This window comes from Falsirhodobacter sp. 20TX0035 (assembly GCF_028307215.1).
GTDB lineage: Bacteria > Pseudomonadota > Alphaproteobacteria > Rhodobacterales > Rhodobacteraceae > Falsirhodobacter.
On record NZ_JAQMHV010000013.1, the window covers coordinates 51,019 to 66,120 of the forward strand.

28 protein-coding genes are annotated in these 15,102 nt (G+C 63.2%); all 28 read left to right on the forward strand.

Going from position 1 to position 15,102, the window contains the following annotated elements; translation table 11 throughout:
- Positions 1 to 10: 10 nt before the first annotated feature.
- The 28 genes from rplC to PIJ50_RS13370 all read left to right on the forward strand — a co-directional run bounded on the left by rplC (position 11) and on the right by PIJ50_RS13370 (position 15,102).
- On the forward strand, positions 11 to 865 hold the full coding sequence (rplC, locus tag PIJ50_RS13235) for a 50S ribosomal protein L3 (protein ID WP_271975908.1): 855 nt from the start codon (positions 11 to 13) through the stop codon (positions 863 to 865).
- Entirely contained in the window at positions 862 to 1,482 is a 621-nt protein-coding gene (gene rplD, locus PIJ50_RS13240) for a 50S ribosomal protein L4 (RefSeq protein ID WP_271975909.1), read from the forward strand. The genes rplC and rplD overlap by 4 nt, the downstream gene beginning before the upstream one ends.
- Complete coding sequence (locus tag PIJ50_RS13245) at positions 1,479 to 1,775, forward strand: 50S ribosomal protein L23 (RefSeq protein ID WP_271975910.1); 297 nt, start codon at positions 1,479 to 1,481, stop codon at positions 1,773 to 1,775. Before rplD ends, PIJ50_RS13245 begins: the two co-directional genes overlap by 4 nt.
- A 126-nt stretch (positions 1,776 to 1,901) precedes the next feature.
- Complete coding sequence (gene rplB, locus PIJ50_RS13250; RefSeq protein WP_271975911.1) at positions 1,902 to 2,738, forward strand: 50S ribosomal protein L2; 837 nt, start codon at positions 1,902 to 1,904, stop codon at positions 2,736 to 2,738.
- Positions 2,739 to 2,741: 3 nt separating this feature from the next.
- Positions 2,742 to 3,020: a 30S ribosomal protein S19 gene (gene rpsS, locus PIJ50_RS13255; protein ID WP_244736234.1), complete on the forward strand. Its 279-nt coding sequence runs from the start codon at positions 2,742 to 2,744 to the stop codon at positions 3,018 to 3,020.
- A 3-nt stretch (positions 3,021 to 3,023) separates the two neighbouring features.
- Entirely contained in the window at positions 3,024 to 3,404 is a 381-nt protein-coding gene (rplV, locus tag PIJ50_RS13260; protein WP_271975912.1) for a 50S ribosomal protein L22, read from the forward strand.
- Positions 3,404 to 4,111, forward strand: a complete 708-nt coding sequence (gene rpsC, locus PIJ50_RS13265) for a 30S ribosomal protein S3 (protein ID WP_271975913.1) — start codon at positions 3,404 to 3,406, stop codon at positions 4,109 to 4,111. The genes rplV and rpsC overlap by 1 nt, the downstream gene beginning before the upstream one ends.
- A gap of 12 nt (positions 4,112 to 4,123) precedes the next feature.
- Positions 4,124 to 4,537 (forward strand): 50S ribosomal protein L16, encoded by a 414-nt coding sequence (gene rplP, locus PIJ50_RS13270; RefSeq protein WP_271975914.1) that lies wholly within the window; start codon positions 4,124 to 4,126, stop codon positions 4,535 to 4,537.
- A gap of 111 nt (positions 4,538 to 4,648) precedes the next feature.
- Positions 4,649 to 4,852 (forward strand): 50S ribosomal protein L29, encoded by a 204-nt coding sequence (rpmC, locus tag PIJ50_RS13275; protein WP_271975915.1) that lies wholly within the window; start codon positions 4,649 to 4,651, stop codon positions 4,850 to 4,852.
- 14 nt (positions 4,853 to 4,866) lie between these two features.
- Positions 4,867 to 5,103: a 30S ribosomal protein S17 gene (gene rpsQ / locus PIJ50_RS13280; protein WP_271975916.1), complete on the forward strand. Its 237-nt coding sequence runs from the start codon at positions 4,867 to 4,869 to the stop codon at positions 5,101 to 5,103.
- Between the two features lie 63 nt (positions 5,104 to 5,166).
- Positions 5,167 to 5,535: a 50S ribosomal protein L14 gene (gene rplN / locus PIJ50_RS13285; RefSeq protein ID WP_022705624.1), complete on the forward strand. Its 369-nt coding sequence runs from the start codon at positions 5,167 to 5,169 to the stop codon at positions 5,533 to 5,535.
- Positions 5,535 to 5,840: a 50S ribosomal protein L24 gene (gene rplX, locus PIJ50_RS13290; protein ID WP_271975917.1), complete on the forward strand. Its 306-nt coding sequence runs from the start codon at positions 5,535 to 5,537 to the stop codon at positions 5,838 to 5,840. The genes rplN and rplX overlap by 1 nt, the downstream gene beginning before the upstream one ends.
- Positions 5,840 to 6,415, forward strand: a complete 576-nt coding sequence (gene rplE / locus PIJ50_RS13295; RefSeq protein WP_271975918.1) for a 50S ribosomal protein L5 — start codon at positions 5,840 to 5,842, stop codon at positions 6,413 to 6,415. The genes rplX and rplE overlap by 1 nt, the downstream gene beginning before the upstream one ends.
- A 3-nt stretch (positions 6,416 to 6,418) precedes the next feature.
- Entirely contained in the window at positions 6,419 to 6,724 is a 306-nt protein-coding gene (rpsN, locus tag PIJ50_RS13300; RefSeq protein ID WP_271975919.1) for a 30S ribosomal protein S14, read from the forward strand.
- A gap of 11 nt (positions 6,725 to 6,735) precedes the next feature.
- Positions 6,736 to 7,134 carry a 30S ribosomal protein S8 gene (rpsH, locus tag PIJ50_RS13305; RefSeq protein ID WP_128254679.1) on the forward strand — a complete coding sequence of 133 codons (399 nt, stop codon included), beginning with the start codon at positions 6,736 to 6,738 and terminating at the stop codon, positions 7,132 to 7,134.
- A gap of 10 nt (positions 7,135 to 7,144) precedes the next feature.
- Complete coding sequence (rplF, locus tag PIJ50_RS13310) at positions 7,145 to 7,678, forward strand: 50S ribosomal protein L6 (protein ID WP_271975920.1); 534 nt, start codon at positions 7,145 to 7,147, stop codon at positions 7,676 to 7,678.
- Positions 7,679 to 7,692: 14 nt separating this feature from the next.
- Positions 7,693 to 8,052 (forward strand): 50S ribosomal protein L18, encoded by a 360-nt coding sequence (gene rplR, locus PIJ50_RS13315; protein ID WP_271975921.1) that lies wholly within the window; start codon positions 7,693 to 7,695, stop codon positions 8,050 to 8,052.
- Between the two features lie 10 nt (positions 8,053 to 8,062).
- Positions 8,063 to 8,617: a 30S ribosomal protein S5 gene (rpsE, locus tag PIJ50_RS13320; protein ID WP_271975922.1), complete on the forward strand. Its 555-nt coding sequence runs from the start codon at positions 8,063 to 8,065 to the stop codon at positions 8,615 to 8,617.
- 11 nt (positions 8,618 to 8,628) lie between these two features.
- Entirely contained in the window at positions 8,629 to 8,814 is a 186-nt protein-coding gene (rpmD, locus tag PIJ50_RS13325) for a 50S ribosomal protein L30 (protein WP_271975923.1), read from the forward strand.
- Positions 8,815 to 8,860: 46 nt separating this feature from the next.
- Complete coding sequence (locus PIJ50_RS13330; protein ID WP_271975924.1) at positions 8,861 to 9,001, forward strand: hypothetical protein; 141 nt, start codon at positions 8,861 to 8,863, stop codon at positions 8,999 to 9,001.
- A 146-nt stretch (positions 9,002 to 9,147) separates the two neighbouring features.
- Positions 9,148 to 9,630 carry a 50S ribosomal protein L15 gene (rplO, locus tag PIJ50_RS13335; RefSeq protein WP_271975925.1) on the forward strand — a complete coding sequence of 161 codons (483 nt, stop codon included), beginning with the start codon at positions 9,148 to 9,150 and terminating at the stop codon, positions 9,628 to 9,630.
- 88 nt (positions 9,631 to 9,718) lie between these two features.
- On the forward strand, positions 9,719 to 11,077 hold the full coding sequence (gene secY / locus PIJ50_RS13340; RefSeq protein ID WP_271975926.1) for a preprotein translocase subunit SecY: 1,359 nt from the start codon (positions 9,719 to 9,721) through the stop codon (positions 11,075 to 11,077).
- 9 nt (positions 11,078 to 11,086) lie between these two features.
- On the forward strand, positions 11,087 to 11,737 hold the full coding sequence (locus tag PIJ50_RS13345) for an adenylate kinase (protein WP_271975927.1): 651 nt from the start codon (positions 11,087 to 11,089) through the stop codon (positions 11,735 to 11,737).
- A 147-nt stretch (positions 11,738 to 11,884) separates the two neighbouring features.
- The gene (rpsM, locus tag PIJ50_RS13350; protein ID WP_271975928.1) at positions 11,885 to 12,253 is read left to right on the forward strand and encodes a 30S ribosomal protein S13; all 369 of its coding nucleotides are present in this window, start codon (positions 11,885 to 11,887) and stop codon (positions 12,251 to 12,253) included.
- 13 nt (positions 12,254 to 12,266) lie between these two features.
- Positions 12,267 to 12,656 carry a 30S ribosomal protein S11 gene (gene rpsK, locus PIJ50_RS13355; protein ID WP_136683665.1) on the forward strand — a complete coding sequence of 130 codons (390 nt, stop codon included), beginning with the start codon at positions 12,267 to 12,269 and terminating at the stop codon, positions 12,654 to 12,656.
- A gap of 118 nt (positions 12,657 to 12,774) precedes the next feature.
- Positions 12,775 to 13,791: a DNA-directed RNA polymerase subunit alpha gene (locus tag PIJ50_RS13360; protein WP_271975950.1), complete on the forward strand. Its 1,017-nt coding sequence runs from the start codon at positions 12,775 to 12,777 to the stop codon at positions 13,789 to 13,791.
- Between the two features lie 128 nt (positions 13,792 to 13,919).
- A complete protein-coding gene (gene rplQ, locus PIJ50_RS13365) occupies positions 13,920 to 14,333 on the forward strand; it encodes a 50S ribosomal protein L17 (protein ID WP_271975929.1) in 414 nt (137 codons plus the stop codon).
- 139 nt (positions 14,334 to 14,472) lie between these two features.
- On the forward strand, positions 14,473 to 15,102 hold the full coding sequence (locus tag PIJ50_RS13370) for an autoinducer binding domain-containing protein (RefSeq protein WP_271975930.1): 630 nt from the start codon (positions 14,473 to 14,475) through the stop codon (positions 15,100 to 15,102).

Consider the following 15,102-nt stretch of genomic DNA (forward strand, 5'->3'; position numbering starts at 1 on the left):
GGCAGGACCTATGCGCTCTGGAATTATTGCAAAGAAGCTGGGCATGACCCGGCTGTTCCTGGAAGACGGTCGCCAAGTTCCGGTGACCGTTCTCCAACTCGACACGCTTCAGGTCGTCGCGCAGCGCACGGCCGATCGTGACGGCTATTCAGCGGTTCAGCTGGGCGCCGGTACGGCCAAGGCGAAACGCACCTCGGCCGGCATGCGTGGCCACTTCGCGAAAGCGAACGTGGAGCCCAAGCGCAAGATCGCGGAATTCCGCGTTACGCCCGAGAACCTGATCGACGTGGGCGAAGAGATCATCGCCGACCACTACTTCGCCGGTCAGTTCGTAGACGTGGCGGGCGTGTCCATCGGTAAAGGTTTTGCCGGTGCGATGAAGCGTCACAACTTCGGCGGTCTGCGCGCCTCGCACGGTGTGTCCGTGTCGCACCGTTCGCACGGTTCGACGGGCCAGTGCCAGGATCCCGGCAAGGTCTTCAAGGGCAAGAAGATGGCCGGTCACCTTGGCGCCGTCCGTGTGACGACCCAGAACCTGCAGGTCGTCAAGACCGACTCCGACCGCGGCATCATCATGATCAAGGGCGCTGTCCCCGGATCGAAAGGTGGCTGGGTCACCGTGAAGGACGCCGTCAAGAAGCCGGTTCCGGACAATGTGATCCTGCCCGCCGCGCTGCGTTCCGCCGCTGCCGCTGCGCACCGCGCGGCTGAAGAAGCCGCCGCTGCCGCCGCTGCCGAGGAAGAAGCCGCACGCGCCGCCGCTGCCGCCGAACAGGCCGCTGCAGAGGAAGCCGCGCTGGCCGAAGCCAATGCCGCATCGACCGACGATGCATCCGATGCCTCCGACGAAGGAGAAGCGAAATGAAACTCGACGTCATCAAGCTTGACGCCGGCAAGGCGGGCTCGATCGACCTCGCGGACGAGATCTTCGGTCTCGAACCGCGCGCCGACATCCTGCACCGCGTTGTTCGCTGGCAGCGTGCCAAGGCCCAAGCCGGCACGCACTCCACGCTCGGCAAGTCGGACGTGTCCTATTCGACGAAGAAGATCTACAAGCAGAAGGGCACCGGCGGCGCACGTCACGGTTCCAAGAAAGCTCCGACCTTCCGTCACGGTGGTGTCTACAAGGGCCCGCAGCCCCGCAGCCACGCCCACGAGCTACCGAAGAAATTCCGCGCTCTGGGCCTGAAGCACGCCCTGTCCTCGAAAGCCGCCACGGGCAACCTGGTGGTTCTGGAAGACACGGTCATGGCCGAAGCCAAGACCTCGTTCCTAGCCAAGGCCGTGAAGGAACTGGGCTGGAAGCGCGTGCTGATCATCGACGGCGCCGACGTGAACGAAAACTTCGCAACGGCCGCCCGCAACCTGGAAGGCGTGGATATCCTGCCGACCATGGGCGCGAACGTGTATGACATCCTGAAGCGTGACACGCTGGTGCTCACGAAGTCGGCTGTCGAAGCTCTGGAGGCTCGCCTGAAATGAGCGTGAAACCCGAACTCTATGACGTGATCAAGAAGCCGATCATCACCGAGAAGGCCACCCTGGCCTCCGAGGCGAACGCGGTTGTCTTCGAAGTCGCGAAAGATGCGTCCAAGCCGCTGATCAAGGAAGCCGTGGAAGCGGTCTTCGGTGTGAAGGTGAAAGCCGTCAACACGTCGATCCTCAAAGGCAAGACGAAGCGCTTCAAGGGCCGTCCCGGCGTGCGCAGCGACAAGAAAAAGGCCTACGTCACCCTCGAAGAGGGCAACACTATCGACGTGGCCACCGGCCTCTGATAGAAGGCCACACGAATCGCGAAGCCCCGGGATCGCCCGGGGCTTCGGATTTTTAAGACGGGGATCTTCGGAGCCCTTCACCGGATCTGCCACGCGCAGGTCCCAGCTGTACGGAAGACAGAAAACATGGCACTCAAGTCGTATAAGCCGACGACGCCTGGCCAGCGTGGGCTGGTTCTGATCGACCGTTCGGAGCTGTGGAAAGGACGCCCGGTCAAAACCCTCACCGAGGGCTTGATCAAGACGGGCGGCCGGAACAACACCGGACGCGTCACGATGTGGCACAAGGGTGGCGGCGCGAAGCGTCTCTACCGCGTTGTCGATTTCAAGCGTCGCAAGTTCGACGTTCCCGCAGTGGTCGAGCGTATCGAATACGACCCGAACCGCACCGCCTTCATCGCTCTAGTTCGCTACAACGACGGCGAACTGGCCTACATCCTCGCACCGCAGCGTCTTGCCGTGGGTGACGCCGTCATCGCCGGCGCAAAGACGGACGTGAAGCCTGGCAACGCGATGCCCTTCTCGGGCATGCCGATCGGCACGATCGTCCACAACGTCGAGATGAAGCCGGGCAAGGGCGGCCAGATCGCACGCGCTGCGGGCACCTACGCCCAGTTCGTCGGTCGCGACGGTGGCTACGCCCAGATCCGCCTGTCCTCGGGCGAACTGCGCATGGTCCGCCAGGAATGCATGGCCACCATCGGTGCCGTGTCCAACGCCGACCACTCGAACCAGAACTTCGGTAAAGCCGGTCGTATGCGCCACAAAGGCGTGCGTCCGACGGTCCGCGGTGTCGCCATGAACCCGATCGACCACCCGCACGGTGGTGGTGAAGGCCGGACCTCGGGCGGCCGTCACCCGGTCACGCCGTGGGGCAAGGGCACCAAGGGCAACCGCACCCGCAAGAACAAGGCCACGGACAAGTACATCGTCCGCTCGCGTCACCTGAAGAAAGGGCGTTAATCCATGTCGCGTTCCGTCTGGAAAGGCCCGTTCGTCGACGCTTACGTCCTGAAAAAGGCCGAAAAGTCGCGCGAGTCGGGCAAGAACGAAGTGATCAAGATCTGGTCGCGTCGCTCCACCATCCTGCCGCAATTCGTCGGTCTGACGTTCGGCGTCTACAACGGCAAAAAACACATCCCGGTGGCGATCACCGAGGAGATGATCGGCCAGAAGTTCGGTGAATACTCGCCGACGCGGACCTATTACGGTCACGCCGCCGACAAGAAAGCCAAGAGGAAGTAAGCCATGAGCAAGGAAAAGAATCCGCGCCGCGTGGCCGAAAACGAGGCGATGGCGAAAGCCAAGATGCTGCGCACCTCGCCGCAGAAGCTGAACCTCGTGGCGGCCCTGATCCGTGGCAAGAAGGTCGACAAGGCGATTGCCGATCTGACCTTCTCCAAGAAGCGCATCAGCCAGGACGTGCTGAAGTGCCTGCAGTCGGCCATCGCCAACGCCGAGAACAACCACGGCTTGGACGTGGATGAACTGGTCGTGGCGGAAGCCTATTGCGGCAAGAACATCACGCTGAAGCGCGGCCGTCCGCGTGCACGCGGTCGTTTCGGCAAGATCATGAAGCCCTTCAGCGAACTGACCATCACGGTGCGTCAGAAAGGGGAGACTGCGTAATGGGTCAGAAGGTAAACCCGATCGGGATGCGCCTGCAGGTCAACCGTACCTGGGACAGCCGCTGGTATGCGGACTCCAAGGATTTCGGCGATCTGCTGCTGGAAGACCTGAAGATCCGCGACTTCGTCCACAAGGAAGTGAAGCAGGCCGGCATCTCCAAGGTCATCATCGAGCGTCCGCACAAGAAGTGCCGCGTCACGATCCACGCTGCCCGCCCCGGTGTCATCATCGGCAAGAAAGGCGCGGACATTGAGACGCTTCGCAAGAAGCTGACCCAGTTCACCGCGTCGGAACTGCACCTGAACATCGTCGAGGTCCGCAAGCCGGAGCTGGACGCACAGCTGGTGGCCGAGTCCATCGCCCAGCAGATGGAGCGCCGGGTGTCCTTCCGTCGCGCCATGAAGCGCGGCGTGCAGAACGCGATGCGCATCGGTGCCCTGGGCATCCGCGTGAACGTCGCCGGCCGTCTGGGCGGCGCCGAGATCGCGCGGACCGAATGGTACCGTGAAGGTCGCGTTCCGCTGCACACGCTGCGCGCGGACATCGACTATGCCACGGAAGAGGCGATGACGCCCTACGGGATCATCGGTGTGAAGGTCTGGATCTTCAAAGGCGAGATCCTGGAGCATGACCCGCAGGCGCACGATCGTCGCCAGGCGGAATCGCAGGAGGGTGCCGCACCGCGTCCCCGCCGCGAGCGCGCGTAAGGAGCACGAGAGATGCTGCAACCGAAACGGACCAAGTTCCGCAAACAGCACAAGGGCCGCATTCACGGTGAAGCCAAAGGCGGCTTCCTGCTGAACTTCGGAACCTATGCCCTGAAAGCCACCGAGCCCGAGCGTGTGACGGCACGTCAGATCGAAGCGGCCCGCCGCGCGATCACCCGTCACATGAAGCGTCAGGGTCGCGTCTGGATCCGCATCTTCCCGGATGTTCCGGTGACCTCCAAACCCACCGAAGTCCGGATGGGTAAGGGCAAGGGCTCCGTCGACTTCTGGGCGGCCAAGGTGAAACCCGGCCGGATCATGTTTGAGATTGACGGCGTACCTGATTCCGTGGCAAGGGAAGCGCTCCGCCTCGGAGCGATGAAACTTCCGGTGCTGAGCCGGGTCGTCGTTCGCGAAGACTGGTAAGAATTCTCCTGAACCCCCGGGGCACTCCCGGGGGTTCGGGTTTTTGATGAAACCCACCAGGGCAAGGGTCACCCGCAAGGGGCCTTCTGGTGAGACGGAAAGGAATGGCGCATGTCCGCCACTGAATTCACGTCCAAGACGCCCGACCAGCTGCGCGAGCAGCTCGTGGCGCTGAAAAAGGAAGCGTTCAACCTCCGCTTCCAGCAGGCCACCGGCCAGCTTGAGAACACCGCCCGCATGCGCGCCGTCCGTCGCGACGTTGCCCGCATCAAGACGGTTCTGAACCAGAAAGCCGCGCAAGCGGCGGCGAACTGAGGGGAGCCCGACAGATGCCCAAACGTATCCTGCAAGGCACCGTCACGAGCGACAAGAACGAGCAGACGATCACCGTTCTGGTGGAGCGTCGCTTCAAGCACCCGCTGCTGAAGAAGACCGTTCGGTCCTCGAAGAAATACCGCGCACATGACGCGGAGAACAAATTCAAGGTTGGCGACTCGGTTCGTATCGAAGAGTGCGCGCCCATCTCGAAGACGAAACGCTGGACGGTCGTAACCGAAACGGTTTGATCGTTCTGCCCAACGAAACCCTGGGGGCGGTCCGCCGCTCTCCAAAGGTCGGGAGAACCTTTTATGATCCAGATGCAGACCAATCTGGATGTCGCTGACAACTCCGGCGCCCGCCGAGTTCAGTGCATCAAGGTCCTGGGTGGCTCGCACCGCCGGTACGCTTCCGTTGGCGACATCATTGTGGTGTCGGTCAAGGAAGCCATTCCGCGCGGCCGCGTGAAGAAGGGCGACGTCCGCAAGGCCGTCGTCGTTCGCACCGCCAAGGAAGTTCGCCGTGAAGACGGCACCGCCATCCGCTTCGACCGCAATGCCGCCGTCATCCTGAACAACCAGGGTGAGCCGGTCGGTACCCGTATCTTCGGGCCGGTCGTCCGCGAGCTGCGTGCCAAGAACTTCATGAAGATCATCTCGCTCGCTCCGGAGGTGCTCTGATGGCTGCGAAGCTTAAGAAAGGCGACGAAGTCGTCGTCCTGACGGGCAAGGACAAGGGCAAGAAAGGGACGATCACGTCCGTTTCGCCGTCCGCGAACAAGGCCGTCGTCGAGGGCGTGAACATCGCCATCCGTCACACCAAGCAGTCGCAAGGCTCGCAAGGCGGCCGCATCCCGAAGGCGATGCCGATCGACCTGTCGAACCTGTCGCTGATGGACAAGGCCGGCAAGGCCACGCGCGTCGGCTTCCGCATGGAAGACGGCAAGAAAGTGCGCTTTGCCAAGACCACCGGGGAGGCGATCTGATGCTCGACCAAGCCACCTACACGCCCCGCTACAAGACGCTGTACAAGGACACGATCCGCGGCGCCCTGAAGTCGGAGTTCGGTTACAAGAACGACATGCAGATCCCGCGTCTGGACAAGATCGTCCTGAACATGGGTGTCGGCGAAGCCGTCAAGGACACCAAGAAGGTGAAAGGCGCGGCGGAAGAGCTGTCGCTGATCTCCGGCCAGAAGGCGGTCATCACGCACGCCAAGAAGTCGATCGCCGGCTTCCGCGTCCGTGAAGAGATGCCGCTGGGCTGCAAGGTGACCCTGCGCGGCGACCGGATGTACGAATTCCTGGACCGCCTGATCACCATCGCGCTGCCCCGCGTCCGCGACTTCCGCGGCGTGAAGGCGACGTCGTTCGACGGCCGTGGCAACTACGCCATGGGCCTGAAAGAGCAGATCGTGTTCCCCGAGATCGAGTTCGACAAGGTCGACGAAGTTCTGGGCATGGACATCATCATCTGCACCACCGCGAAATCGGACGCGGAAGCGAAGGCGCTGCTGAAGCAGTTCAACATGCCCTTCATCGGCGAAACGCGCGAGGGATAAGATATGGCCAAGAAATCCATGATCGAACGCGAAGTGAAGCGCGCCAAGCTGGTGAAACAGCATGCCGCGAAACGCGCCGCGCTCAAAGACATCACGAAGAACGCAGATCTGCCGATGGAAGAGCGCTTCAAGGCGCAGCTGAAACTGGCTCAACTGCCCCGCAACTCGTCCGCCACCCGGCTGCACAACCGCTGCCAGCTGACGGGCCGCCCCCACGCTTACTACCGTAAGCTGAAACTCTCGCGGATCATGCTGCGCGAACTGGCCTCGTTCGGCCAGATCCCGGGCATGGTCAAGTCCAGCTGGTAAGGAGGAACGCGATGTTTGTGAACGATCCTCTCGGCGATATGCTGACCCGCATCCGCAACGCACAGCTGCGTGGCAAGTCGACCGTGTCGACCCCCGCCTCGAAGCTGCGCGCCTGGGTGCTGGATGTGCTGCTGGATGAAGGCTACATCCGCGGCTATGAGAAAGCCGAGACCGAAAACGGTCAGGGCGAGCTGGTCATCAGCCTGAAGTACTTCGAGGGCACCCCGGTGATCCGCGAAGTGAAGCGGGTCTCCAAACCCGGCCGTCGTGTGTACATGGCGTCGAAAGACCTGCCGTCGGTGCGCAACGGTCTGGGCGTGTCCATCATCTCCACGCCGAAAGGCGTCATGTCCGATGCAGCTGCACGGTCCGCCAATGTTGGCGGCGAAGTGCTCTGCACCGTGTTCTAAGGAGGGTTCGATGTCTCGTATCGGCAAGAAACCCGTTGAGCTGCCCAAGGGCGTGACGGCGCAGCTGTCCGGCCAGACCGTGGAAGTGAAGGGGCCGAAAGGCACTCGCAGCTTCACCGCGACGGACGACATCACGCTGGCTCTGGAAGAGAACGTCCTGAAGGTGACGCCGCGCGGCACCTCCAAGCGCGCTCGTCAGCAGTGGGGCATGGCCCGCAGCCAGGTGGAGAACCTGGTAACGGGCGTGACCACGGGCTTCAAGAAAGAGCTGGAAATCCAGGGCGTGGGTTACCGCGCCGCGATGGCCGGCAACGTTCTGAAGCTGTCGCTCGGCTACTCGCACGAAGTGAACTTCGAAGTCCCGGCCGGCGTGACGGTCACGGCTCCGAAGCAGACTGAAATCGTTGTGGAAGGCATCGACCAACAGCTCGTTGGTCAGGTCGCCGCGAACATCCGTGACTGGAAGCGTCCCGAGCCCTACAAGGGCAAAGGCATCCGGTACAAGGGCGAGTTCGTCTTCCGCAAGGAAGGCAAGAAGAAGTAAGGGGGCGCAGACAAATGGCTTTGAACAAACGAGAGCTGTTCCTGAAGCGCCGCCTGCGCGTCCGGAACAAACTGAAGGCGATGGCGAACGGGCGTGCGCGTCTGTCCGTCCATCGTTCGTCCAAGAACATCAGCGTTCAGCTGATCGACGATGTGAGCGGCGTGACGCTGGCTTCGGCCTCCTCCATGGAGAAGGACCTGGGCTTCGTCGGCAAGAACAACGTCGAGGCTTCGACGGCCGTCGGCAAGGCAATTGCCGAACGCGCCAAGAAGGCCGGGATCGAAGAGTGCTATTTCGACCGCGGCGGCTTCCTCTTTCACGGCAAGATCAAGGCTTTGGCCGAGGCAGCCCGTGAAGGCGGCCTGAAGTTCTAAGGAGACGATTATGGCAGAACGTGAGAACCGCCGGGACCGTCGCGAACGCGAGGAAACCCCGGAATTCGCCGATCGTCTCGTGGCGATCAACCGCGTGTCGAAAACCGTGAAAGGGGGCAAGCGCTTCGGCTTTGCCGCTCTGGTGGTGGTCGGCGATCAGCGCGGTCGTGTGGGCTTCGGCAAGGGCAAGGCGAAAGAAGTGCCCGAGGCGATCCGCAAGGCGACCGAACAGGCGAAACGTCAGATGATCCGCGTGCCGCTGCGCGACGGTCGTACGCTGCACCACGACACCAACGGCCGCCACGGCGCCGGCAAGGTCGTGATGCGGGCCGCTGACGCGGGGACCGGCATCATCGCCGGCGGCCCGATGCGCGCCGTGTTCGAAATGCTGGGCGTCCAGGACGTCGTGGCGAAATCGCTGGGTTCGCAGAACCCCTACAACATGATCCGTGCGACTCTGGACGGTCTGAAGCAGGAAGCGTCGCCCCGCATGGTGGCGAACCGTCGCGGCAAGAAAGTCGCCGACATCCTGAAGAAGCCCGACGCCGAAGTCGTGGAAGCGTAAGGAGAGCGGACATGGCAACCATCGTCGTGAAGCAGGTGGCCTCGGCCGCCCGCCGCCCCGCGATCCAGACGGCGACGCTGAAGGGTCTCGGGCTGAACAAGATGAACCGCACCCGCGAGCTGGAGGACACCCCCTCCATCCGCGGCATGGTCAACAAGATCCCGCACCTCGTGCAGATCATCGAAGAGCGGAACTGAGATGACGCCCCCGGAAACGGGGGCGTTTTTCGTTGGGGGAGGAGTCATGCGTCTTCTCACGCTGATCATCACCGTCTTGGCTTTCGCCGGCGCCGCGCAGGCGCATGGTGGCGGCTGCCGCAAATCCTCACCTCCCGGCCAGTGCTGCTACATGGACAGCGCCACCGGAACGGTTCACTGCCACTAGGACAATATGCCCTTGGCATGGCGCTTGAAGCGCTTTCGCCAAAGGGCTATACGCAGCCGGTGGCCCTTCGGGGCCCGGAATCATTTACACGCCGTGTTTGCTCTGTCCGTCGCTGGCGGAGCAGTTCCGGTACAGGAGATAGCGACATGAAACTGCATGAATTGCGCGACAATGAAGGCGCGGCCCGCAAGAAGAAACGCGTGGCGCGTGGTCCCGGCTCCGGCAAGGGGAAGATGGGTGGCCGTGGTATCAAGGGCCAGAAGTCGCGTTCGGGCGTGGCTCTGGGTGGATACGAAGGCGGCCAGATGCCGCTCTACCGGCGTCTGCCGAAGCGCGGCTTCACCAAGCCGAACCGCAAGGAATACGCCGTCGTCAACCTGGGCCTGATCCAGAAGTTCGTCGACGCCGGCAAGCTGGACGCGTCGGTCGCGATCGACGAGGCCGCTCTGGTGGCCGCCGGCCTGACCTCGCACCTGCGCGACGGCATCCGCGTCCTGAACAAGGGCGAAGTGACCGCCAAGCTGAACCTGACCGTGTCGGGCGCGTCGCAGTCCGCCGTCGAGGCGGTGGAGAAGGCCGGTGGCTCGCTCACCGTGACCTCCACGACCCGCGCGGCCGAAGCCGAGTAAGGCCCGGCCCCGCGCCGTCCACCTTATCGCGTTACCGCGCCGCCGATACCGACCCGGTTCGGCGGCGCTTGCTTGAAAGAGAACGGGCATGGCATCTGCTGCAGAGCAAATGGCGTCGAACCTCAGCTGGGGGGCCTTGGGTAAGGCGTCCGAGCTGCGTCGTCGCATCTTCTTCACCATCGGCCTTCTGATCGTCTATCGCATCGGCACCTACATCCCGGTGCCGGGCATCGACGGGCTGGCTTTGCGGCAATTCATGGATGGCGCGGCGGCGGGCCTCGGCGGGATCCTGTCGATGTTCACCGGCGGCGCGCTCAGCCGCATGGGCATCTTCGCCCTTGGCATCATGCCCTACATTTCCGCTTCGATCATCGTGCAGCTTCTCGCTGCAATGGTGCCCCAGCTTGAGCAGATCAAGAAAGAGGGCGAGCAGGGCCGCAAGAAGATCAACCAGTACACGCGCTATTTCACCGTGGTTCTGGCCACCTTCCAGGCCTACGGCATCGCCCGCAGCCTAGAGGCAGGCGGCCTTGTCACCGATCCCGGCCTGTTCTTCCAGGCGTCCTGCGTGATCACGCTGGTCGGCGGCACCATGTTCCTGATGTGGCTGGGCGAGCAGATCACCGCCCGCGGCATCGGCAACGGCATCTCGCTGATCATCTTCGTCGGCATCCTTGCCGAACTCCCGCTGCACATCGGCCAGTTCCTGAGCCAGGGACGTTCCGGCGCCGTGTCGCCCTTCGTCATCATCGGCGTAGGCGTGATGATCATCGCGGTCATTGCCTTCGTGGTGTTCATGGAGCGGGCGCTGCGCAAGATCCACATCCAGTATCCGCGCCGCCAGGTGGGGATGAAGATCTATGACGGCGGCTCCAGCCACCTGCCGGTCAAGGTGAACCCGGCGGGCGTGATCCCGGCCATCTTCGCCTCCTCGCTCCTGCTGCTGCCGACCACGATCGCGACCTTCTCCGGCGCGCAGACCGGGCCGGTGATGTCGACGATCCTGGCCTATTTCGGCCCGGGCCAGCCGCTCTATTTGCTGTTCTTCGTCGCGATGATCGTGTTCTTCGCCTACTTCTACACGGCGAACGTCGCGTTCAAGACGGATGACGTGGCCGACAACCTGAAGAACCAGAACGGCTTCATCCCCGGCATCCGTCCGGGCAAGCGGACGGAGGAATACCTGACCTACGTCGTGAACCGCGTGCTAGTCCTCGGTTCCGCCTATCTGGCCTTTGTCTGCATCCTGCCCGAGATCATCCGCCACCAGCTGACGATCCCGTTCTATTTCGGTGGCACGTCGGTGCTGATCATCGTGTCGGTCACGATGGACACGATCCAGCAGGTGCAATCCCATCTTCTGGCCCATCAGTACGAGGGTCTGATCGAGAAGTCGCAATTGCGCGGTCGCAAACGCACCGGCAAGCGCGTCCCCACGCGTCGCTAAGGAAGACCAATGACGAACGTGATTTTGCTTGGCCCTCCCGGGGCGGGGAAGGGAACCCAGGCCAAGCGGCTTGTGACGGAACGCGGGATGGTTCAGCTGTCCACCGGCGACATGCTGCGCGAAGCGCGCAGCAGCGGATCGGAGATGGGCCTGCGCGTGGCGGCGGTCATGGACGCCGGCGGGCTCGTGACGGATGAGATCGTGATCGGCCTGATCCGGGAGAAGCTGTCCCATGGCGGCAGCGCGGGCTACATCTTCGACGGCTTCCCGCGCACACTGGCGCAGGCGGACGCCCTGGGCGACCTGCTGGGCCAGATGGGTCAGAAGCTGGACGCCGTGATCGCCATGGAGGTCGATGACGGGGTTCTGGTGCGCCGGATCACCGGCCGCTACACCTGCGCCGACTGCGGCGCCGTCTATCACGACGAGACGCATCCGACGACGCGTCCGGGCGTCTGCGACTCTTGCGGGTCGACGAATCTGGTGCGCCGGGCCGACGACAACGAGGAATCGCTGCGTCACCGGCTGATGGAATACTACAAGAAGACCTCGCCGCTGATCGGCTACTATTATGCCAAGGGCGACCTGACCCGCGTGGACGCGCTGGCACGGGTCGAGGATGTGGCGGCGGAGATTTCGAACGCCCTCGACAAGGGTTGACGAGGGCCGGGAAATCCCATACCCCACGGCGTCCCGCGGAATCGTCCGCGGGTCGTTTCGTCCATTCGGGACGAAGATCGTCTTTCGGGGCGAAGTTGTGAAAAAAGGATCCGGGGTTACGGATCCGCAACCTGGAAAGGAACGCGCGTGGCACGTATTGCTGGCGTAAACATTCCGACGGGGAAACGCGTCCCCATCGCCCTGACCTACATCACGGGCATCGGCAACCACATCGCCGAACAGATCTGCGAAGCCGTGGGCATCGAGCGCACGCGCCGCGTGAACGAGTTGTCGGACGCTGAAGTCCTCGCCATCCGCGAGCACATCGACGCGAACTACACCGTCGAAGGCGACCTGCGTCGCGAAGTGTCGATGAACGTGAAGCGCCTGATGGACCTCGGGTCCTATCGCGGCCTGCGTCACCGTCGCAATCTGCCGGTGCGCGGCCAGCGCACGCACACCAACGCTCGCACGCGCAAAGGCCCTGCAAAGGCCATTGCCGGCAAGAAGAAATAAGGGGGCGTGACAGATGGCTCGTGACAAGACCCGCATGAAGCGCAAGGAACGCAAGAACATCGCCGCCGGCGTTGCTCATGTGAACTCCTCGTTCAACAACACCAAGATCCTGATCTCCGACGTGCAGGGCAACGCGATCTCCTGGTCGTCCGCCGGCACGATGGGCTTCAAGGGTTCGCGCAAGTCGACCCCCTATGCCGCCCAGATGGCGGCCGAAGACGCGGCCAAGAAGGCACAGGAACACGGTCTGAAGACGATCGAAGTCGAAGTTCAGGGTCCGGGTTCGGGCCGCGAATCGGCGCTGCGCGCGCTGGCCGCCGTTGGGCTGAACATCACCTCGATCCGCGACGTGACGCCGATGGCGCACAACGGCTGCCGCCCGCCGAAACGTCGCCGCGTCTGAGAACGGCAAAAAAACGATCGGGCCGTGCTTCACAGCGCGGCCCGGTTTCGTCATTTCTGATCCTCGGGCGTTCCCTGCTTAAGGACATGGGCAAGGAACTGGTATGGAGGCGACACGCATGATCCACAAGAACTGGCAGGAACTGATCAAGCCGACGCAGCTGGGCGTGAAGCCGGGCGCGGACGCCGCACGCATGGCCACGGTCGTGGCCGAACCGCTGGAGCGTGGCTTCGGCCTGACGCTGGGCAACGCGCTGCGCCGTGTGCTGCTGTCCTCGCTGCAAGGCGCGGCCATCACCTCGGTTCAGATCGACAACGTCCTGCACGAGTTCTCCTCGGTCGCAGGCGTCCGCGAGGATGTGACGGACATCGTCCTGAACCTCAAGGGCGTGGCGATCAAGATGGAAGTCGAAGGTCCCAAGCGCGTGGCGATCAACGCCAAGGGCCCGGGCGTCGTCACCGCCGGCGACATCGCCGAGACCAACGGCATCGAGATCCTGAACAAGGATCACGTGATCTGCCACCTCGACGACGGCGCTGAAGTCTCGATGGAGCTGACGGTCAACACCGGCAAGGGCTATGTCGCGGCGGACAAGAACCGTCCGGAAGATGCGCCCATCGGCTTGATCCCGATCGACGCCATCTACTCGCCGGTCAAGAAGGTCAGCTACGAAGTGCAGCCCACCCGCGAGGGCCAGGTGCTGGACTACGACAAGCTGACGATGCGGATCGAGACCGACGGCTCCCTGACGCCGGACGACGCGGTGGCCTTTGCCGCGCGCATCCTGCAGGACCAGTTGTCGATCTTCGTGAACTTCGACGAGCCGGAAGCGGCGACGCGTTCGGACGCGGAGGACGGGCTGGAGTTCAACCCGCTGCTGCTGAAGAAGGTCGACGAGCTGGAACTGTCGGTCCGTTCGGCCAACTGCCTGAAGAACGACAACATCGTCTATATCGGCGACCTGATCCAGAAAACCGAAGCCGAGATGCTCCGCACCCCGAACTTCGGCCGCAAGTCCCTGAATGAGATCAAAGAAGTGCTGTCGGGCATGGGTCTGCACCTTGGCATGGACGTCGAGGACTGGCCGCCGGAAAACATCGAAGACCTGGCCAAGCGTTTCGAAGACCAGTTCTAAGATCCACGGGGGCGTCCGCGCCCCCGAAAATGCCCCGGTCTGCGGGGGAAAACATGGGCATGCCGCCCCAAGGTGAGCCGATCCACACGCAGGGTCGGCCGGACAAAGCACAGTAAAGGAGTTGACCCATGCGTCACGCACGTGGCTACCGCCGCCTGAACCGGACCCACGAACACCGCAAGGCGATGTTCGCCAACATGTCGGGTGCCCTGATCGAGCATGAGCAGATCAAGACCACCCTGCCCAAGGCGAAGGAACTTCGCCCGATCGTCGAGAAGCTGATCACGCTGGCAAAGCGTGGCGACCTGCACGCCCGTCGTCAGGCCCGCGCCCAGCTGAAAGAGGACAAGCACCTCGAGCGTCTGTTCGACATCCTCGGCGCCCGTTACAAGGACCGTCAGGGCGGCTACATCCGCATCATGAAGGCCGGCTTCCGTTACGGCGACATGGCTCCGATGGCGATCATCGAGTTCGTGGACCGCGACACCTCGGCCAAGGGTGCGGGCGACCGCGCACGTCTGGAGGCTTTCGAGGCGGAGTGATCCCCCGAAACCTCTGATTGTCTGGAAAGGCCCGCTGTCATGGCGGGCTTTTTCGTTGCAAAGCCTGCCACTCCCTTTCAAGACTCGGTGCATCCCGCGGTTGCGCGGGCGGTGTGTCGTCGGTTGATGTGGAAACGTGATGTTGTTTAAAAGTTCGGCAACCCTGGAACGCTCCCTGCAGGACGCGCTTCAAAACCTGTCCCAGCTGGCGAACAGCGGCTATTGCGTGGGGTTCCACATCCGTCAGGGCGTGCCCTCCACCCGCTACAGCACGCTGAACACCTCGTGGCTGCACCATTACGAACAGCGCGGCTACCTCCTGCGGGATCCGGGCCTTGCCTGGGCCTCCGCCGTCAACGGGGCGGTGCGGTGGAGCGATCCCATTCTGGTCGACACCTATGGCGTTTATGCCGAGGCGCGGCGATTCGGGCTGCGCTATGGCATGGTGGCCAGCTACGGCCCGCCCGCTTCCCTGAGCGTGGCGGTTCTGGTGCGCAACGATCGGGAGTTTCTGGACACCGAGATGGCGACCGCCTTCGACCGGCTGCAACGCCTGCATTCGCTGGCCGTGCTGCCCGGCAACCTGTCGCAGGCGCAGAAAGAGGCGCTGAGCGTCATCTCCTCGGGCCAGCGCTATGCGGCGGCGGCGGCGCATCTGGGCATTTCGGAAAGCGCGCTGAAGGCGCGGCTTTACAGCGCGCGGCAGCGGCTGAACGCCCGCACCACGCCCGAGGCGGTGCGCTGCGCCAAGGATTACGGGCTGATCTGA